9 protein-coding genes are annotated in these 15,609 nt (G+C 71.6%); 4 read left to right on the top strand and 5 right to left on the bottom strand.

The features are described 5' to 3' along the window. The first annotated feature begins 40 nt into the window (after positions 1 to 40). From M2421_RS09320 to M2421_RS09310, 3 genes are all read left to right on the top strand, one after another. A complete protein-coding gene (locus tag M2421_RS09320; protein WP_259206226.1) occupies positions 41 to 3,514 on the top strand; it encodes an ATP-binding protein in 3,474 nt (1,157 codons plus the stop codon). 8 nt (positions 3,515 to 3,522) lie between these two features. Continuing rightward, the gene (locus tag M2421_RS09315; protein ID WP_259206225.1) at positions 3,523 to 6,681 is read left to right on the top strand and encodes a response regulator; all 3,159 of its coding nucleotides are present in this window, start codon (positions 3,523 to 3,525) and stop codon (positions 6,679 to 6,681) included. Positions 6,682 to 6,807: 126 nt separating this feature from the next. Then, on the top strand, positions 6,808 to 10,344 hold the full coding sequence (locus M2421_RS09310; protein WP_259206519.1) for a two-component regulator propeller domain-containing protein: 3,537 nt from the start codon (positions 6,808 to 6,810) through the stop codon (positions 10,342 to 10,344). A 54-nt stretch (positions 10,345 to 10,398) separates the two neighbouring features. Here M2421_RS09310 and mdtD read toward each other — a convergent pair whose 3' ends face one another. Beyond that, a complete protein-coding gene (gene mdtD / locus M2421_RS09305) occupies positions 10,399 to 11,802 on the bottom strand; it encodes a multidrug transporter subunit MdtD (protein ID WP_259206224.1) in 1,404 nt (467 codons plus the stop codon). 1 nt (position 11,803) lies between these two features. On the opposite strand from mdtD, the gene M2421_RS09300 reads away from it, so the two are divergent. Continuing rightward, positions 11,804 to 12,052 (top strand): hypothetical protein, encoded by a 249-nt coding sequence (locus M2421_RS09300; RefSeq protein ID WP_259206223.1) that lies wholly within the window; start codon positions 11,804 to 11,806, stop codon positions 12,050 to 12,052. A gap of 422 nt (positions 12,053 to 12,474) precedes the next feature. On the opposite strand, the gene hemE is transcribed toward M2421_RS09300, so the two are convergent. From hemE to M2421_RS09280, 4 genes are all read right to left on the bottom strand, one after another. Then, the gene (gene hemE, locus M2421_RS09295) at positions 12,475 to 13,551 is read right to left on the bottom strand and encodes a uroporphyrinogen decarboxylase (protein ID WP_259206222.1); all 1,077 of its coding nucleotides are present in this window, start codon (positions 13,549 to 13,551) and stop codon (positions 12,475 to 12,477) included. A 61-nt stretch (positions 13,552 to 13,612) separates the two neighbouring features. After that, positions 13,613 to 13,864 (bottom strand): WGR domain-containing protein, encoded by a 252-nt coding sequence (locus tag M2421_RS09290; RefSeq protein ID WP_259206221.1) that lies wholly within the window; start codon positions 13,862 to 13,864, stop codon positions 13,613 to 13,615. Between the two features lie 71 nt (positions 13,865 to 13,935). Then, positions 13,936 to 15,042, bottom strand: a complete 1,107-nt coding sequence (gene aroB, locus M2421_RS09285) for a 3-dehydroquinate synthase (RefSeq protein WP_259206220.1) — start codon at positions 15,040 to 15,042, stop codon at positions 13,936 to 13,938. Further along, positions 15,039 to 15,581: a shikimate kinase gene (locus M2421_RS09280; protein WP_259206218.1), complete on the bottom strand. Its 543-nt coding sequence runs from the start codon at positions 15,579 to 15,581 to the stop codon at positions 15,039 to 15,041. Before M2421_RS09280 ends, aroB begins: the two co-directional genes overlap by 4 nt. Positions 15,582 to 15,609 lie beyond the last annotated feature (28 nt).

The raw sequence follows: 15,609 nt of genomic DNA, 5'->3' as shown, positions 1-15,609 counted from the left end.
TATCGTCGCCCCGATGATTGTGATGGGGTGGATGTAGGTCGTGGCCTGGAAGGTGGCACGGGCGTGCGCAGGCGCGTTCGGGTTGGCAGTGCTGCTGGCCGCGGCGCCGTATGTGATGGCCTCGAACGTGCTCGACCTGCCGTGGCCGCGCCCGTTGGAACGCAGGGATGGCTTCACCGGGATCGGTGTCCGCGCGATGGCCGAAGATGCCACGGGCTATCTGTGGATGGCCGGCAGCGACGGACTGCTGCGGTTCGACGGACGCCGGGCACGGGTCTGGCGGCGCGAGGACGGGTTGATCGATGAGGCGCTGTACGCGCTGCACATCGATGCCCGCGACCGCCTGTGGCTGGGCACGGCGTCGCACGGGCTGGTGATGATGTCCGCCGACCGGCAGCGTTTCGAGCATCTGCCCGACCATGCACCGCGCGCGCTGCGCCACGGTGCCATCCGCGCGATTGCCAGCGATCACACCGGCGCGCTGTGGGTGATCGGTGCGGACCGCCAACTGTACCGGCGCCTGGCTGACGGCCTGGCGTGGCAGCCGGTGGCGGTGGACGCCGCGGCGGCGACCGCATTGGCCCGTGATCGCGATGGCGTCGTATGGGTGGGCACCGACCACGGCGTACGCCGTCTGCGCGGTGGGCGCGCCGAGCGGATGGGCGCGCTCGCTGGTGCGGTCACCGCGCTGTGGGCCGATCCGCGCGGCGGCGTGCACGTGGCCAGCGCCGCGGGGTGGACGCTGCTCGACGGCGCCGGGCGGGCGCATCCGCCGCCGGTCCGCGGGCAGCCACTGCTGCGCAGCGAGGAGGGTGCGTTGTGGTTGCAGCAGGACACCGGGCTGGTTCTGCAGGAGGGCGTGCGCACCCAGGCGATTCCCCTGCGCCCCTTGCACGGTCCGCGCACCGACGGGGTGGAGATGCGCCAGGCCTTGCAGGATCGGCACGGCGATATCTGGTTGCTCAGCCGCGCCCATGGCCTCTGGCGCTTGCCGGCGCATTGGCGTGCATTCACCGCGCTGCCGAGCGCCGAAGATGGCCTGCCCGGCCTGCGCAGCCACTACGCGCTGGCCCTGGCCGGCGCCGCGGACGGGCGATTGTGGGTGGCCGGCAGCCAGGGCCGCCTGCAGCGGATCGACCTGCGCACCGGTGCCAGCAGCGATCACCTTGAGTACGCGCACGCCGGTTTCAGTGCGACCGCGGTCGGCATGGCTGAAGACAGCCAACACCGGCTGTGGCTTGCCAGTGGCGGGCAGATGCTGCGCTACGACGCGGTGCGCAGGACCGTTCGGCGCTGGCCACTGGGCCTGGCGCCCGGCAACGCGGCGTTGCAGCTGCAGCCCTGCGCCGACGGCAGCGTGTGGCTGGCCCATCCGGCGCAGATCCAGCAGTGGTCCGCACAGGGCGTGCGCGAACGGGCGCAGTCGCCGCAGGCACTCGGCCTGGCCGCTGGCATGGCGACGCGGCAATTGCTGTGCGATCGCGAGGGCCGGTTGTGGGCCACCGACCGGGACGGGCTGAAGCTGTGGGACGCCACGCGCGGGCGCTTCAGCGCCGCCGAGCCGCCGGGGCCCGCGGTGGCGGCTGTCGCCGAAGCCGACGATGGCAGCCTGTGGCTCAGCCGGCAGGATGTGCTGGAGCGCTACCGCTGGGACGGCGATGCGTTGCAGCGCATCGATCGCATCGACGCGGCGGTCGGGTACCCGCAGGTGCGTGCGGAGGCGCTGGTGGTGGACGCCCGCGGGATCGTCTGGGCGGGGGCCGCGCGCGGCCTGGTCCGGCTCGATCCCGCGCACCGCCAGGTGCGTGTGCTGGGCAGCGCCGATGGCCTGCCGGCGCAGGAAATCCTTGGCCAACGGCTGGTTCGCCTGCGCAACGGGGTGCTGGCCGCCGCGGTGCGCGAGGGCGGGCTGCTGCTGCACGAGCCCGGCAGCATGCCGCAGCGCCCGGCGCCGCCCGCACTGGTGGTCAACGCGGTGCGGCTGCAGCGCAACGACACGGCCGTGAGCCTGCGCCCGGACAGCGAACCGATCCTGCTGGGCAGCGGCGATCGCAACATCCAGGTGGCGGTGAACCTGCTGGGGCGCGGCGACCCCGATCGCATCCAGTACCGCTTCCGCCTGCCCGGGCACGATCGCGACTGGATCGATACCGGCGCGGTCGCCCAGCGCATCTTCGACAGGCTGCCGGTCGGCGAGCATCGCCTGTTGATCCAGGCACGCCACGGCGAGGGGACGTGGTCGTCGGCGCACGTCGTGCTCGGGGTCGCCCCCGCGTGGTGGCAGACCCCTGCGGGCAGGCTGGGGCTGGTGGTGGCGGCGTTGCTGGTGCTGCTGGCAGGCGGGCGCGGGGTGCGCTGCCTGCTGCGGCGGCGGCAGCGGCGCGATGCCTTGCGGGGGCGCTACCGCAGCGCCGAACAGGCCTCGGCCGAGCGCACCCGCTTCCTTGGGCAACTGGGGCAGCGCATCCGTCTGCCGATGACCGCCGTGTCCGGTTGGAGCGCGTTGCTGCTCGACGGCCCGCTGTCGCCCCGGCAACGCGCGCAGGTGGACAGCCTGCACCAGGCGGGGCTGCACCTGGTACAGCTGGTGGACGACGCGCTTGACCTGGCCAGCATCGAAGCCGGGCGCGTGCACCTGCAGCCGGCGCCGTTCGTCCCTGCGCTGTTGTTGCAGGATCTGCACGCGCTGTTGCAGCCGGTGGCGCAGGCCAAGTCGCTGCGGCTGGAATGGCACAGCACGCTTGCCGCGGATTGCTGGCTGCACGGCGATGCGCGCCGGCTGCGGCAGATCCTGTTGAACCTGGTCGGCAATGCGCTCAAGTTCACCCGGCACGGGCGGGTCGAGGTCGCTGCGCGCCGCGGCGATGCCGGTGACGGGCTGGTGCTGGTGGTGACCGACACCGGGCCCGGAATGACGGCCGCCCAGCTGCAGCGCCTGTTCCAGCGTTTCGAGCAGGCCGACGGCGCGGCCACGCTGGCGCGCCACGGTGGCAGCGGCCTGGGGTTGGCGATCAGCCGCGAACTGGCGCAGGCGATGGGCGGTGACATCGAGGTTCACAGCCAACCCGGCACCGGCAGTTGCTTCCAGGTCTGGCTGCCGCTGGCAGACGCGCGTGCGCCGCTGCTGGCTGCTGCGGGTGAGACCGGCCCGGTGGTGGCCCTGCGGGTGCTGCTGCTGTGGCACGGGCCGACCGCGGAGGTCATCGCCGCGCTGCTGGCGGCGCAGGGGCTGGAGGTGAGCTGCCCGGACCTGCACGCAGGCGAGCGACCGCAATGGCAGGGCCCGCACTGGGACCTGGTGGTGGCCGACCCGGACCGGCGCATCGACGCCGCGCCGATCGGCGCGCTGCTGTCGCAACGGCTGCCGGGCGTGGCGCGGCTGGCGCTGACTGCACGCGCCGATACCGGTGCCGAGCGTGACGCCTTGGCCGCCGGATTCGATGCTTTCCTGCGGCTGCCACTGGAACGTCGCGCATTGCGCGCCGCGTTGATGCACTGCATGGCGTCGCGATGAACGCCTGCGTGTGCCGTCGTGCGGGATGGGGCTGGGTGCTGCTGCTGTTGGCCGCGCTGATCTGCGAAGGTGCGGCGCAACCGCTGGAAGCGGTGCGCTTCACCACGGCCGACGGCCTTCCGTCCAATGCAGTGCACCAGGTGGTGCAGGACCGCCACGGCTACCTGTGGTTCGCCACCGAGGATGGGCTGGCGCGCTTCGACGGACGCCACTTCCGTGTCTGGCAGCGTGAGCAGGGGCTGGCTGGCACGGTGCTGACCCGGCTTGCGCTGGATGCGCAGGACCGCCTGTGGATCGGCACCGCGCAGGGGGCGGTGATGCGCTTGTCCGCCGACCGCACGCGGATCGACCCGGTGGTCGGCGTGCGTGGCGCGGCGATCAGCGCGCTGCTGGCCGACGGCGACGGGGTGTGGTTTGGCGTGCGTGGCGGCGGGTTGTACCAGTGGCAGGCGCCGCACCGGCTGCGCCATTACCTGCCCACCCTGCGCGGTGATGGCGTGCCCGCTGGCGATGTCGAACACCTCCAGCCCCATCCTGCCGGCGGGGTCTGGGTCGGCACCAGCGGCGGGCTTGCCCTGTGGCGCGACGGCCGCTTCCGGCGCCCCGCGGCGCCAGGCCTGGCCACGGCGGCGATCACCGGGATGGCCGGTGATGCGGCCGGCACGCTGTGGATCAGCACTGCGACCGGACGATGGCGCAGCGAGGGCGACAGTGCGGTGCAGATCGTGGCGGGGGCCGCGGGGTCGCGCGTGTTGGGCATGGGCGCGGACGGCGCGCAGTGGCTGGCCGATGGGGGACGGGTGTGGCGGCAAGCGGGCGACGGCAGCGCAGTGGCAGAGGTCGGCCTGGCGGTGGTGGGACGCGAGGCACCGCCGCACCTGCAGAGCGTGTTCGAAGACCGCCAGGGAGGGGCGTGGTTGTTGGGGCGGTACCTGGGCGTGTGGCGGCTGCCGCCGCTCTGGCAGCACTTCCGCGCGCAACCGGCGCCGGCCCGGCGACAGGGCGTGGATGGCGTGATTGCCGCGGCCGGCAGGATCCGCGCTGAGCTGGCCTGTGCGGGGGACCAGCAGTGGCGGCTCCATGGCGAGCGGCTGGAACGGCGCGTCGCCGGCGGGCACTGGCAGCGCGTGCGCTGGCCCCTGGCAGGCAGTGCGGCCGAACACGGCGCGGTGTCGCTGCACTGCATGCCCGAGGGCGGCGTATGGCTGGGGGGCCGGCACGGCCTGCTGCGCTGGGACGGCGAGCGCCTGGTGAGCGTGGAGGGCGCGCCCGGGGAGGTCAGCGCGCTGCACGTGGCTGCGGATGGCGCGCTGTGGGTCGCCGTGCCCGGTGCGCTGCAGCGCTACGCCTGGCACGACCTGGCATTGCGGCCCGGTCTACGGCTTGATCACCGCGATGGCGTGCCGGCCGGCCAGCTGCACGCCATCGCCACCGATGCCGCCGGCGTGGTGTGGGCAACCTCCGGCAGCGGCCTGTTGAGGATCGCGCCGGACCGCCGCGAGGTGCGTGCGTACTCGCGCGATGACGGCATTCCCGAGGCCGTGCTGCAGGCGGGCCTGCAGGCGCAGGGCACGCAGATGCTGGCGATCGGCCGCAACCGGGCCACGCTGGCGTTCGCACCGGACGCGCTGGAGCGTCCCGCCTCGCCACCCGCGCTGGTGATCGAACGCGTGCAGTTGCGGCGCGGTGGCCAGCGGATCAGCGTGCCGGTACTGCCACCGCTGCGCCTGCATGCCGATGACCGTGACATCCAGATCACCGCGCGGGTGTTGTCCGCGCAGCTGGACCCGCGCCAGCAGTATCGCTTCCGGCTGCGCGACGGCGCGCAGCGCTGGAGCCATACGCGCAGCCGCGGCACGATCGGTTTTCCGCAGCTTGCACCGGGCGCGCATGTGCTGCAGTACCAGCAGCGCGGCGGCGATGGGCACTGGTCGGCGGTGCAGGAACTGCCGCTGCAGGTGCAGCGCACGGGCTGGCAGCATCCGCTGGTACACCTGCTGCGCGCGCTCGCGTTGATCGGGGTGTGCGGGGTGGCCGGCTGGCTGTGCCGGCGCGCGCTGGCCCAGGCACGGCGGCGGCGCACGGCGCTGCAGCGGCGACGCTGGGCCGAGCAGTCGGCGCAGGCCAAGGCACGCTACCTGGCAACCTTCGGGCATGAACTGCGCACGCCCCTGACCGGGGTGCTGGGGATGAGCGAACTGTTGCTGGCCGACGTACAGGACCGCGTGCAGGCGCAGCGTCTGCGGCGCATCCAGGAGGCGGCCCGCGCGTTGCTGGGGATCGTCGACCAGGCGTTGGACGATGCGCGCATCCAGGCCGGGCGATTGCCCTTGCAGTCCGCCCGCGTGGATCTGCTGGCAGTGCTGCAGGGCTGGCAGCGCTGGGCATGCGAGGCGTTGCCCGTGCAGGGCAGCGGCCTCACCCTGCAGGCGCACCTGCCGGGCCAGCGCTGGGTGCAGGCGGACCCGCACCGGTTGCGGCAGTTGCTGGAGAGCGCGCTGCAGGCCGCGGTCGAGGCGTGGCGGTCCGGCCCGCTGATTGCGCGGGTCGCCTGGCTGCCCGGGCGGGCCGGCATCCTGCTGGAGATCCTGGCGCCGGTGCGCGCCGTGGCCCGGTCCGCTGGCGTGGTATCCGGCGCGGCCCTGGTGCGGGCGCAGGCCTGTGCCCGCGCGCAGCACGGCCACCTGCGGCTGCACGCGGTGCCGGGCGGCGGCGGACGGCTGGTGCTGAGCCTGCCGCTGGCCGCCGCCGATGCGGACGACCGTGCCGACCGGGTCGACACAGGCCCCACGGGCGACGGCGCGTGCGAGGGCAGGGTGCTGCTGGTCGAGGACGATCCGCTGGTGGCCGAGGTCCACGCCGGGCTGCTGGCCGCGCGCGGGGTGCAGGTGGTCGTCGCCGCGCACGCGCTGGCCGCGCTGTCCGAGCTGGCCACGGCCGACGTCGACATGCTGCTGCTCGACCTGGACCTGCCGGGCATGGACGGCTGGCAACTGCTGCAGGTGCTCCAGGCGCAGCACTGCCAGGTGCCGGTCGTGGTGCTCACCGCCCGGGCCGACCCCGACCTGGCCGAGCGCGTGGCCACCGCCGGGGCGGTGGGCCTGCTGCACAAGCCCGCCGCTGGCGACGCGCTGCATGCCGTGGTGCGTCAGGCCCTGCGCCGCTGAGCGGATCGTCGCCACGCGGCGAACCGTTTACCATGCGGGCCTGGCCCCAGGCTTCGGCACGCCGCGTCCACGCGGCTTCGATCCGCTGGCGCGCCTTCCACGGACGACTCGGGAGATCCATTGGTGGTGCCTTTGCGTTGGCTGCTCCTGATCGGGATCGCGTGGCTCTGGCCGTTGCTCGGCCATGCCCAGCCGGTGCCGCCAACGCCGCGCCAGCTGACCGTGTTCGATGGCCTGCCGTCCAACACGGTCAACCGCATGGCCGAGGATGGCTACGGCTACCTGTGGATCGCCACCAACGATGGCCTGGCGCGCTACGACGGCCGCACCTACCGGGTATGGCGCGCCGAGGATGGCCTGCGCGACAACCACGTGTGGAGCGTGCACGTGGACGCACGCAACCAGCTGTGGATCGGCACCGAGAATGCCGGGCTGGCGATGATGTCGGCCGACCGCCGCGAACTGCGCTTCTTCGACCGCGCCAGCCACCCGGTGATCGGCAGCAACACCATCTGGAGCATCACCTCCACCGCCGATGGCGCCGTCTGGTTCGGCACCTATGAAGGGGGCCTGCATCGGCTGGACCGCAGCGGCAACGTGACCCGCTACATGCCCGAGCATGGCAACCCGCGCAGCCTGCCAGCCGCGTCGGTCACCCAGTTGGCCACCACCCGCGATGGCAGCCTGTGGGTAGGCACCAAGGCGGGGCTGGCGCGCTGGACCGGGCGCGACTTCGAGCGCATCGCCAGCCGCGACATCCCGCACGAGATCATCAACGGGCTCACCGCCGAACTGGACGGCAGCCTGTGGATCGGCACCAACTCGGGGGTGAAAGTGCGGCGTCCGGACGGCCAGTTCGAGCCTGCACCGTGGCAGGTGACGCCCGGCGACCAGGTGCTGGGCATGATGCTGCGCGATGAGCAGGGCGGGTACTGGCTGGATACCCGTTCCGGCCTGGGCCGCGCCTACGACAATCAATACCAGCAGGTGCCGCTGTACAGCGCGGTGGCGCGCGGCCAGGTGCGACCGAACTGGACCGGTGCCTACGAGGACCGCGAAGGCGGCATCTGGCTGGCCAGCATCAATGGCGGGCTGTGGCACCTGCTGCCGCGCTGGTGGCAGTTCTCGGTGCTGTCGCGGCTGGAGGACGATCCGGGTTCGTTGCGCAATGCCTACGTGCTGGGCATGGGCGCGGCCGCCGATGGCGGGGTCTGGACGGTGGGCACGCACGGTGCGCTGGACAAGTTCGATCCGGTCACCGGCACCGTCACCCAGCATCGCACCTGGGTGGATGGCACCGAGTGGCTGCAGTCGGTGCTCGAGGACCCGCGCGGGCAGGTCTGGATCGGCTCCAACAACGCATTGCTGCGCTATGACCCCCGGCAGGACGCACTACGCCGCTGGGGCCGTGATGCGGCGGTGGATGCGGCCATGGAGGGCCAGGTGGAATCGCTGGCGCTGTGCGATGGCGGGCGGGTATGGAGCGCCGCCTCGACCGGGCTGCAGCAGCGCGACCTGGACGGCCGCGTGCTGCATCGGATCGTGAGCGGCCACGCCGGCCTGGCCGCGGGCCAGTTGGCGTTGGACCTGGTCTGCGGCAGCCAGGACCATCTGTGGGTGGCCACCAACCAGGGCCTGCTGCAATGGGTGCCGGCACGGTCGCGCTTCGAGCCGGTGCCGGGGGCGCCGCCGGCGGCGATCCATGCGCTGGCCATCGCCGATGACCAGAGCGTGTGGCTGTCCGAGGAAGGGCGCCTGAGCCAGTACCGCTGGCAGAACGGGCGCCTGTTGCTGCAGGCCGTGATCGGCGGCGGTGCCGGCTATCCGGAAGTGTCGGCCACCGGGCTGGTGGTCGATGCCCAGGGCGTGATCTGGGCCGCCAGTGCGCGCGGCCTGATCCGGGTCGACCCGCAGATGGGCAACGTGCGCCTGTATGGCGTGCACGACGGCCTGCCGAGCCAGGAGTTCCGCCGCAGCACGCTGACCCGTACCGCCAGCGGTCGCATCGCCGGGGGCACCCCGGCCGGGGTGGTGGTGTTCGATCCACGCCAGGTGCGCCCGTCCAACCGGCGCGCGCCGCTGGTGATCGAGCGCGTGGAAGTGCGCCGCGGCGACCGCGTCGCCGACCTCACCCACCTGACCCCGCTGGAGATCGCCGACGCCGACCGCGACCTGCGGATCGTGGCGCGGTTGCTGTCCTTCGCCGATTCGTCCTCCAACAACTACCGCTATCGGCTGGCCGGGTACGACCCGGACTGGGTGGAAGTGGGCCCGGCCGGCGAGCGTGTGTTCTCGCGGCTGCCGCCCGGGCGCTACCGGCTGGAAGTGCAGGCGCGTTCGGCCGACCAGGTGTGGTCGCGGGTGCAGTCGCTGGAGTTCCGGGTGCAGCCGCCGTGGTGGCGCAGCCTGTCCGGGCTGCTGGTGATGACCTCGATGGCGCTGCTGCTGATGAGCCTGTTCGCCTGGCTGTACCGGCGCCGCCTGCAGCGCAAGCATGCCTATCAGCTGGCCCTGCACAAGCAGGAGCTGGCCGAGCAGGCATCGGCGGCCAAGACCCGCTTCCTGGCCAACCTGGGCCATGAGGTGCGCACGCCGATGACCGGGGTGCTGGGCATGAGCGAGCTGCTGCTGGGCTCTGCGCTGGACCCGCAGCAGCGCAGCTGGACGGCGTCGATCCGGCATGCCGGCGAGCACCTGCTGCACCTGGTCAACGACGCGCTGGACCTGGCCCGGATCGAATCGGGCCGGCTGCAATTGCAGGCGCAGCCGTTCGACGTGCACAACGTGGTGGACGATGCCTGCACGCTGATGGCCGCGCTGGCCGAGCAGAAGCACCTGCGCTTCGTGGTCGACAACCAGTTGCCGGCGGGGTTGGGCAGTGTCGGCGATGCGGTGCGCGTGCGGCAGATCCTGCTCAACCTGCTGGGCAACGCGGTCAAGTTCACCACCCACGGCGAGGTGCGCCTGACGGCGACCACGCTGGCGGCCGACCGTGGCCTGCATTTCGAGGTGTCCGACACGGGCCCGGGGATCAGCAGCGACCAGCAGCAGCGCCTGTTCCGCCGCTTCGAGCAGGCCGACGGCGCACGCACGGCGGCGCAGTACGGCGGCAGCGGGCTGGGCCTGGCGATCTGTCGCGAACTGGCGTTGGCGATGCAGGGCCAGATCGGGGTGGAGAGCCAGCTCGGGGTTGGCACGCGCTTCAGCGTGACCCTGCCGTTGCCGCTGCACATCGCCGCGGTATCGAGCGGGCTCGACGGCCAGGGCCTGGGACAGCGGCTGCCGCCGTTGCGGATCCTGCTGGTGGAAGACGACGCCACCGTGGCCAGCGTGATCACCGGTCTGCTGGGCGCGCGCGGGCACCACATGGTGCATGCCGAACACGCACTGGCGGCGTTGCGCGAGGTCAGCGAGGCGCCGTTCGACGTGGCGCTGCTGGACCTGGACCTGCCGGGCCTGGGCGGGATCGAACTGGCCGGGCACCTGCACAACCAGGGCTATGACATGCCGATGATCGCGGTGACCGCGCGCACCGATCCGGACATCGAACAGCAGGTCCGTGCGGCCGGGTTCCGCGGCTTCCTGCGCAAGCCGGTGACCGGCGAACTGCTCGTGGACGCGATTGCGCGCGCACTGCGGGCCGCGCGCGGGCAGGGGCAGTGATCGGCCGCCGGAGCGGCGGTTCGCAACGGTCATCGGGCCAACGGCCCGCGACGACTACTCGGCAACCTCCTCCACATCGCGCGGGGAGGGGCGGGTGTCGGGCAGTTGCCAGAAGATGACGGTGGAAGTGAGGGTAATGGCACCGACGCAGACGAAGGTGGCATGCAGGGCGGCGGTGGCACCGCGCAGCGCGTCGAGATGATCGAAGGCGGCCAGCAGGCTGCCGGCGGCGGCCGCACCGAAACCGGTCGCCAGCATCATCACCATCGACAGCAGGCTGTTGCCGGCGCTGGCGAAGTCGCGGTCCAGGTCACGCAGGGTGACGGTGTTCATGACGGTGAACTGCAGCGAATTGACCGCGCCGAACAAGGCCAGCTGGATGACGCGCACCCACAACGGCTGGCCGGGGGTCATGAAGATGAAACTGGCCATGGCCAGGCCGACCAGCACGGTGTTGACCATGAGCACGCGACGGTAGCCGAAGCGTTCGACCAGTTTGACCGCGTAGCGCTTGGAGAGCATGCCCGCGGCGGCCACGGGGATCATGAGCAGGCCGGCATTCATCGGGCTCATGCCCATGCCGACCTGCAGCAGCAAAGGGATCAGCAGCGGCATGGCGCTGCTGCCGATCCGCGAGAACAGGTTGCCGAGGATGCCGATGCGGTAGCTGGGCACGTGGAACAGGGCCAGCGAAAACAGCGGTGCCGTCGAGTTGGCGGCATGCAGCCAGTAGCCGACCAGGGCGGCGAGGCCGGCAACGGTCATCAGCATGACCAGGGCATGCGGGGTGGCCATGCCGGAGATGCCGTCCAGGGCGAGGGAGAGCACGACCATGCCGAAGGCGAGCATGAGGTAGCCGGCGATGTCGAAGCGGGTGCGGTGTTCGGCGTAGTGGTCGGGCATGACCTTCATGGCGGCGATGTAGCCGATGACGCCGATGGGCAGGTTGATCAGGAAGACCCAGTGCCAGGAGGCGACTTCGACCAGCCAGCCGCCGAGGGTCGGGCCGATGAGCGGGCCGATCAGGGCGGGGATGGCGATGAAGCTCATGGCGCGCAGGAATTCTTCGCGCGAGACCGAGCGCATGACGGCGAGGCGGCCGACCGGCAGCAGCATGGCGCCACCGATACCCTGCAGGACGCGGGCGCCGACCAGCTGGTGCAGGGTCTGGGCGAGGGCGCAGGCGAGCGAGCCGAGGGTGAACAGGATGATGGCGACGAGGAAGGTGCGGCGGGTACCGAAGCGGTCGGCGATCCAGCCGGAGGCGGGGATGAACGTGGCGACGGCGAGGGCGTAGCTGAAGACCACCGACTGCATCTGCAGGGGGCTTTCGCCGAGGCTGCGGGCCATGGCGGGGAGGGCGGTGTTGACGATGGTGGAATCCAGCATCTGCATGAAGATCGCCAGCGATACCAGCCACAACAGGGGCCGGATCGAGGCGTAGCTGCTGGTCGTCATCGTGCGCACCCTCATCAACGAGGGGCACATGATCGCCGATGTGGGGTCAGGGCGCGGTCAAGGCGGTGTTTCGGACCGGTTCGGCAAAGCCGGCGATCGCGTGGATCGTGATGCCGCACTGCGCGCGGTATCCACGCATGGCGTGGATCTACGGGGTTTTTACGTCGTGGCTCATTGGCGGGGCGGTGTGCACGCGGATCCAATCATGGATCCACGCCATGCGTGGATGCTCTCCGTTCCGACGCCATGAACCTGGGCGGTCTTCTTCGGCTGGGGGTGAACGTCGGACGGGTTGATTGCGCCGTGGTCGCGCGGCTTCGGCTGGCGTTGCCGCGCTGCGCGCGGTATCCACGCATGGCGTGGATCTACGGTGGAACGTCACGGGTCATTGGCGGGGCCGTATTGACGCGGATCAATCGTAGATCCACGCCATGCGTGGATGCTCTTCGTTCCGGCGTCATGAGCCCGGACGGTCTTCTTCGGCCGGGATTGAACGTCGGGCGGGTTGGTTGCGCCGTGGTCGCCCAGGCTTCGGCTGGCGTTGCCGCGCTGCGCGCGGTATCCACGCATGGCGTGGATCTACGGGTTTTTACCTTGCGGTCATTCGCGTAGATCCACGCCATGCGTGGATGCATTCCGTTCCGGTGCTGCGCGGCCACCGCTGGGGTGGCGTTACGGGCGCTGGCTGATGCGGTGCACGGCGTCCACCAGCACGCCGACGTGGTCGGGATTCATGTCCGGGGACATGCCGTGGCCGAGGTTGAAGACGTGGCCCTCGCGGGAACCGCCGTTGCCCTGGGCGTAGCTGTCGAGCACGCGGCCGGCGGCGCGTTCGATGGCGTCCGGGTTGCCGTAGAGGGTGGCCGGGTCGAGGTTGCCCTGCAGGGCGACGCGGCCGCCGGTGCGGGCCACGGCGTCGGACAGGTCCAGGGTCCAGTCGACGCCGAGGGCGTCGGCGCCGGTGTTGGCCAGGTCGGCCAGGTGCAGGCCGGTGCCCTTGCCAAACAGGATCAGCGGGGTGCGCTGGTCGCCTTGGCCGCGCTCGAGTTCCTGCGCGATGCGGGTGAGGTAGCGCAGCGAGAATTCACGGTACATGCCGGGGCTGAGCACGCCCCCCCAGGTGTCGAACACCTGCAGGACCTGGGCGCCGGCGGCGCGCTGGGCCGACAGGTAGGCGATGACCGCATCGGTCACCACCGAGAGCAGCTGGTGCAGGGCGGCCGGTTCGTTCAGGGCCATCGCCTTGATGCGGGCGAAGTCCTTGCTGCCGCCGCCTTCGACCATGTAGCAGGCCAGCGTCCAGGGGCTGCCGGAGAAGCCGATCAGCGGGACCTTGCCGTCCAGTTCGCGGCGGATCACCCGCACCGCGTCCATCACATAGCGCAGTTCGGTTTCCATGTCCGGCACCGCCAGTTTGGCGATGGCGGCAGCGTCGCGCACGGGATGGCGGAACTTGGGGCCTTCGCCGTCGACGAAGTACAGCTCCAGGCCCATCGCGTCGGGAATGGTGAGGATGTCCGAGAACAGGATCGCGGCATCCAGGTCGAAGCGACGCAGCGGTTGCAGCGTGACTTCGCAGGCGATGTCCGGGTTCTTGGCCATGGCCAGGAAGCTGCCGGCCTTGGCGCGGGTGGCGCGGTACTCGGGCAGGTAGCGGCCGGCCTGGCGCATCAGCCAGACGGGGGTGCAGTCCACCGGTTCGCGGCGCAGGGCGCGCAGCAGGCGATCATGGCGGGAGGGGCTGGTCACGGAACGCTTCCTTGGGATCTGGTGGCGCGGGGCCGAATGGGGTGAGTGCGGCGGTGGCCGCTCAGTGCGGCGGATCGCCGCTGGTGTAGGTCACTTCGTAGCCGCGGTGCAGGTGCGCATCGCGCGCCTTGTCGAACGCGGCCAGCGCCAGGTCTTCCTCCAGGTACAGCTCGCGGCGCAGTTGCCCGCGCCCGCCGATCGGGCCGGACTCGAGCAGCAGCTCCCAGCCACCGAACAGGTCCGGTTGCAGGGTGAGCTGGAGATAGCGGGCCGGATCGGCACCGCGGGCGTGTTGGTGCAGGAAGACGCGCATGCCCCGATTGTAGCCGTGAACGCCGGAGGCGGCCGTCAGCGACGGGGCAGGTGCGGCGGAACGTCGCAGGCTCAGCCGGCGGCGAGCACGCGCAGCACGTCGGCCTCGTCGACATCGCCGACCACTTCGGCGTGGCCGATCCCACGCCACAACACCAGGCGCAGGCGCCCGGCGACGTTCTTCTTGTCCAGCCGCATCCGCGCCAACAGCGCCTCGGCGGCCAGGCCGGCGGGAATGGCCACCGGCAGTTCGTAGTGCAGCAGCAGGTCGCGCAGCTGCGCGGTATCGGCCTCGCTGCTCATGCCCAGCTGGGCGGACAGGCGCGCGGCCAGCACCATGCCCACGGCAACCGCTTCGCCATGGTTGAGGTTGTCGTTGCCGGGCGCACCGTAGCCCTGTTCGGTCTCGATGGCATGGCCGAAGGTATGGCCGAGGTTGAGCAGGGCGCGTTCGCCCTTCTCCAGCGGGTCGCGGGCCACGATGTCGGCCTTGTGTTCGCAGCTGCGCGCGATCGCCTGGGCCAGCGCGGCGTCATCGCCGGCCAGCAGCGCGGCACGCTCGGCCTGCAGCCACTGGAAGAAGAGCGGGTCGCCGATGGCGCCGTACTTGATCACCTCGGCCAGCCCGGCACGCAGTTCGCGGGGCGGCAGGGTGCGCAATGCCGCGGTATCGGCGATCACCGCGCGCGGCGGATGGAACGCGCCGACCAGGTTCTTGCCTTCGGGGATGTCCACCGCGGTCTTGCCGCCCACCGAGGAGTCGACCATCGCCAGCAGCGAGGTGGGCAGCTGTATGCAGTCCACCCCACGCATCCAGCACGCTGCCGCAAAGCCGGCCAGGTCGCCGACGACACCGCCGCCGAGGGCCAGCACGCAGGCATCGCGGGTGGCGCCGAGGGCCGCCAGCGCGGCGATCGCCGCGCCGAAGTTGGCCAGGGTCTTGGAGGCTTCGCCGGCGGGCAGCACCAGTTCGCCGATCCGCAGGTCCGGGCGGGCAGCGAGCAGGGCCGACTTCACCCCGGCCAGGTACAGCGGGGCCACCGAGGAATCGCTGAGCACCAGCACGTGGCGGCCGCGCACATGCTGGGCCAGCAGCGCGCCCTGGCCGAGCAGGCCCGGGCCGATGTGGATGGTGTAGGGGGTATCGCCGCCAACGGCGACGGTGCGGGGGGAGGTCATGCGGAGGTGTCCTGTCGCTGCCATTGCGCCGCCAGGCGCAGGACCAGCTGCGCGGTGGCGTCGGCGGGGGTGTAAAGATCGGTGTCCAGGGTCAGGTCGGCCAGCTCGCGGTACAACGGGTCGCGCAGGGCCGCCATCTCGTGCAGCACCTGTTCGCGGTCCGGGCGCTGCAGCAGCGGCCGGGTGCGGTCGCGCGCCAGCCGCTCCAGCTGGGCGGCCACGCTGACCCGCAGGTAGACCACGAAGCCGCGGCGCGCGATCGTGGCGCGGTTGCCGGCATCCAGCACCGCCCCGCCGCCGGTGGAGACCAACTGATTGCGCCCGTCCAGCACGGCCTGCAGCACCTGCCGCTCGTGCTGGCGGAAGCCGGCTTCGCCGGAGTGCTCGAAGATCGTGGGAATGCTGGCGCCGGCGGCATCGACGATGGCCTGGTCGGCATCGACGAAGTCCAGCGTGAAGCGCTCGGCGAGGCGGCGCCCGATGCAGGTTTTGCCGGCGCCCATCGGGCCGATCAGGATCAGGTTCGGAGCGGGATTCATTACCCGCGATCCTAACATCTCCGTGCCG

It is taken from the genome of Stenotrophomonas sp. BIGb0135 (assembly GCF_024810105.1).
In the GTDB taxonomy this organism is placed as follows: domain Bacteria; phylum Pseudomonadota; class Gammaproteobacteria; order Xanthomonadales; family Xanthomonadaceae; genus Stenotrophomonas; species Stenotrophomonas maltophilia_AB.
Note: the sequence above shows the minus strand (reverse complement) of the source record. Positions and strands in the feature narration are given on the sequence as shown.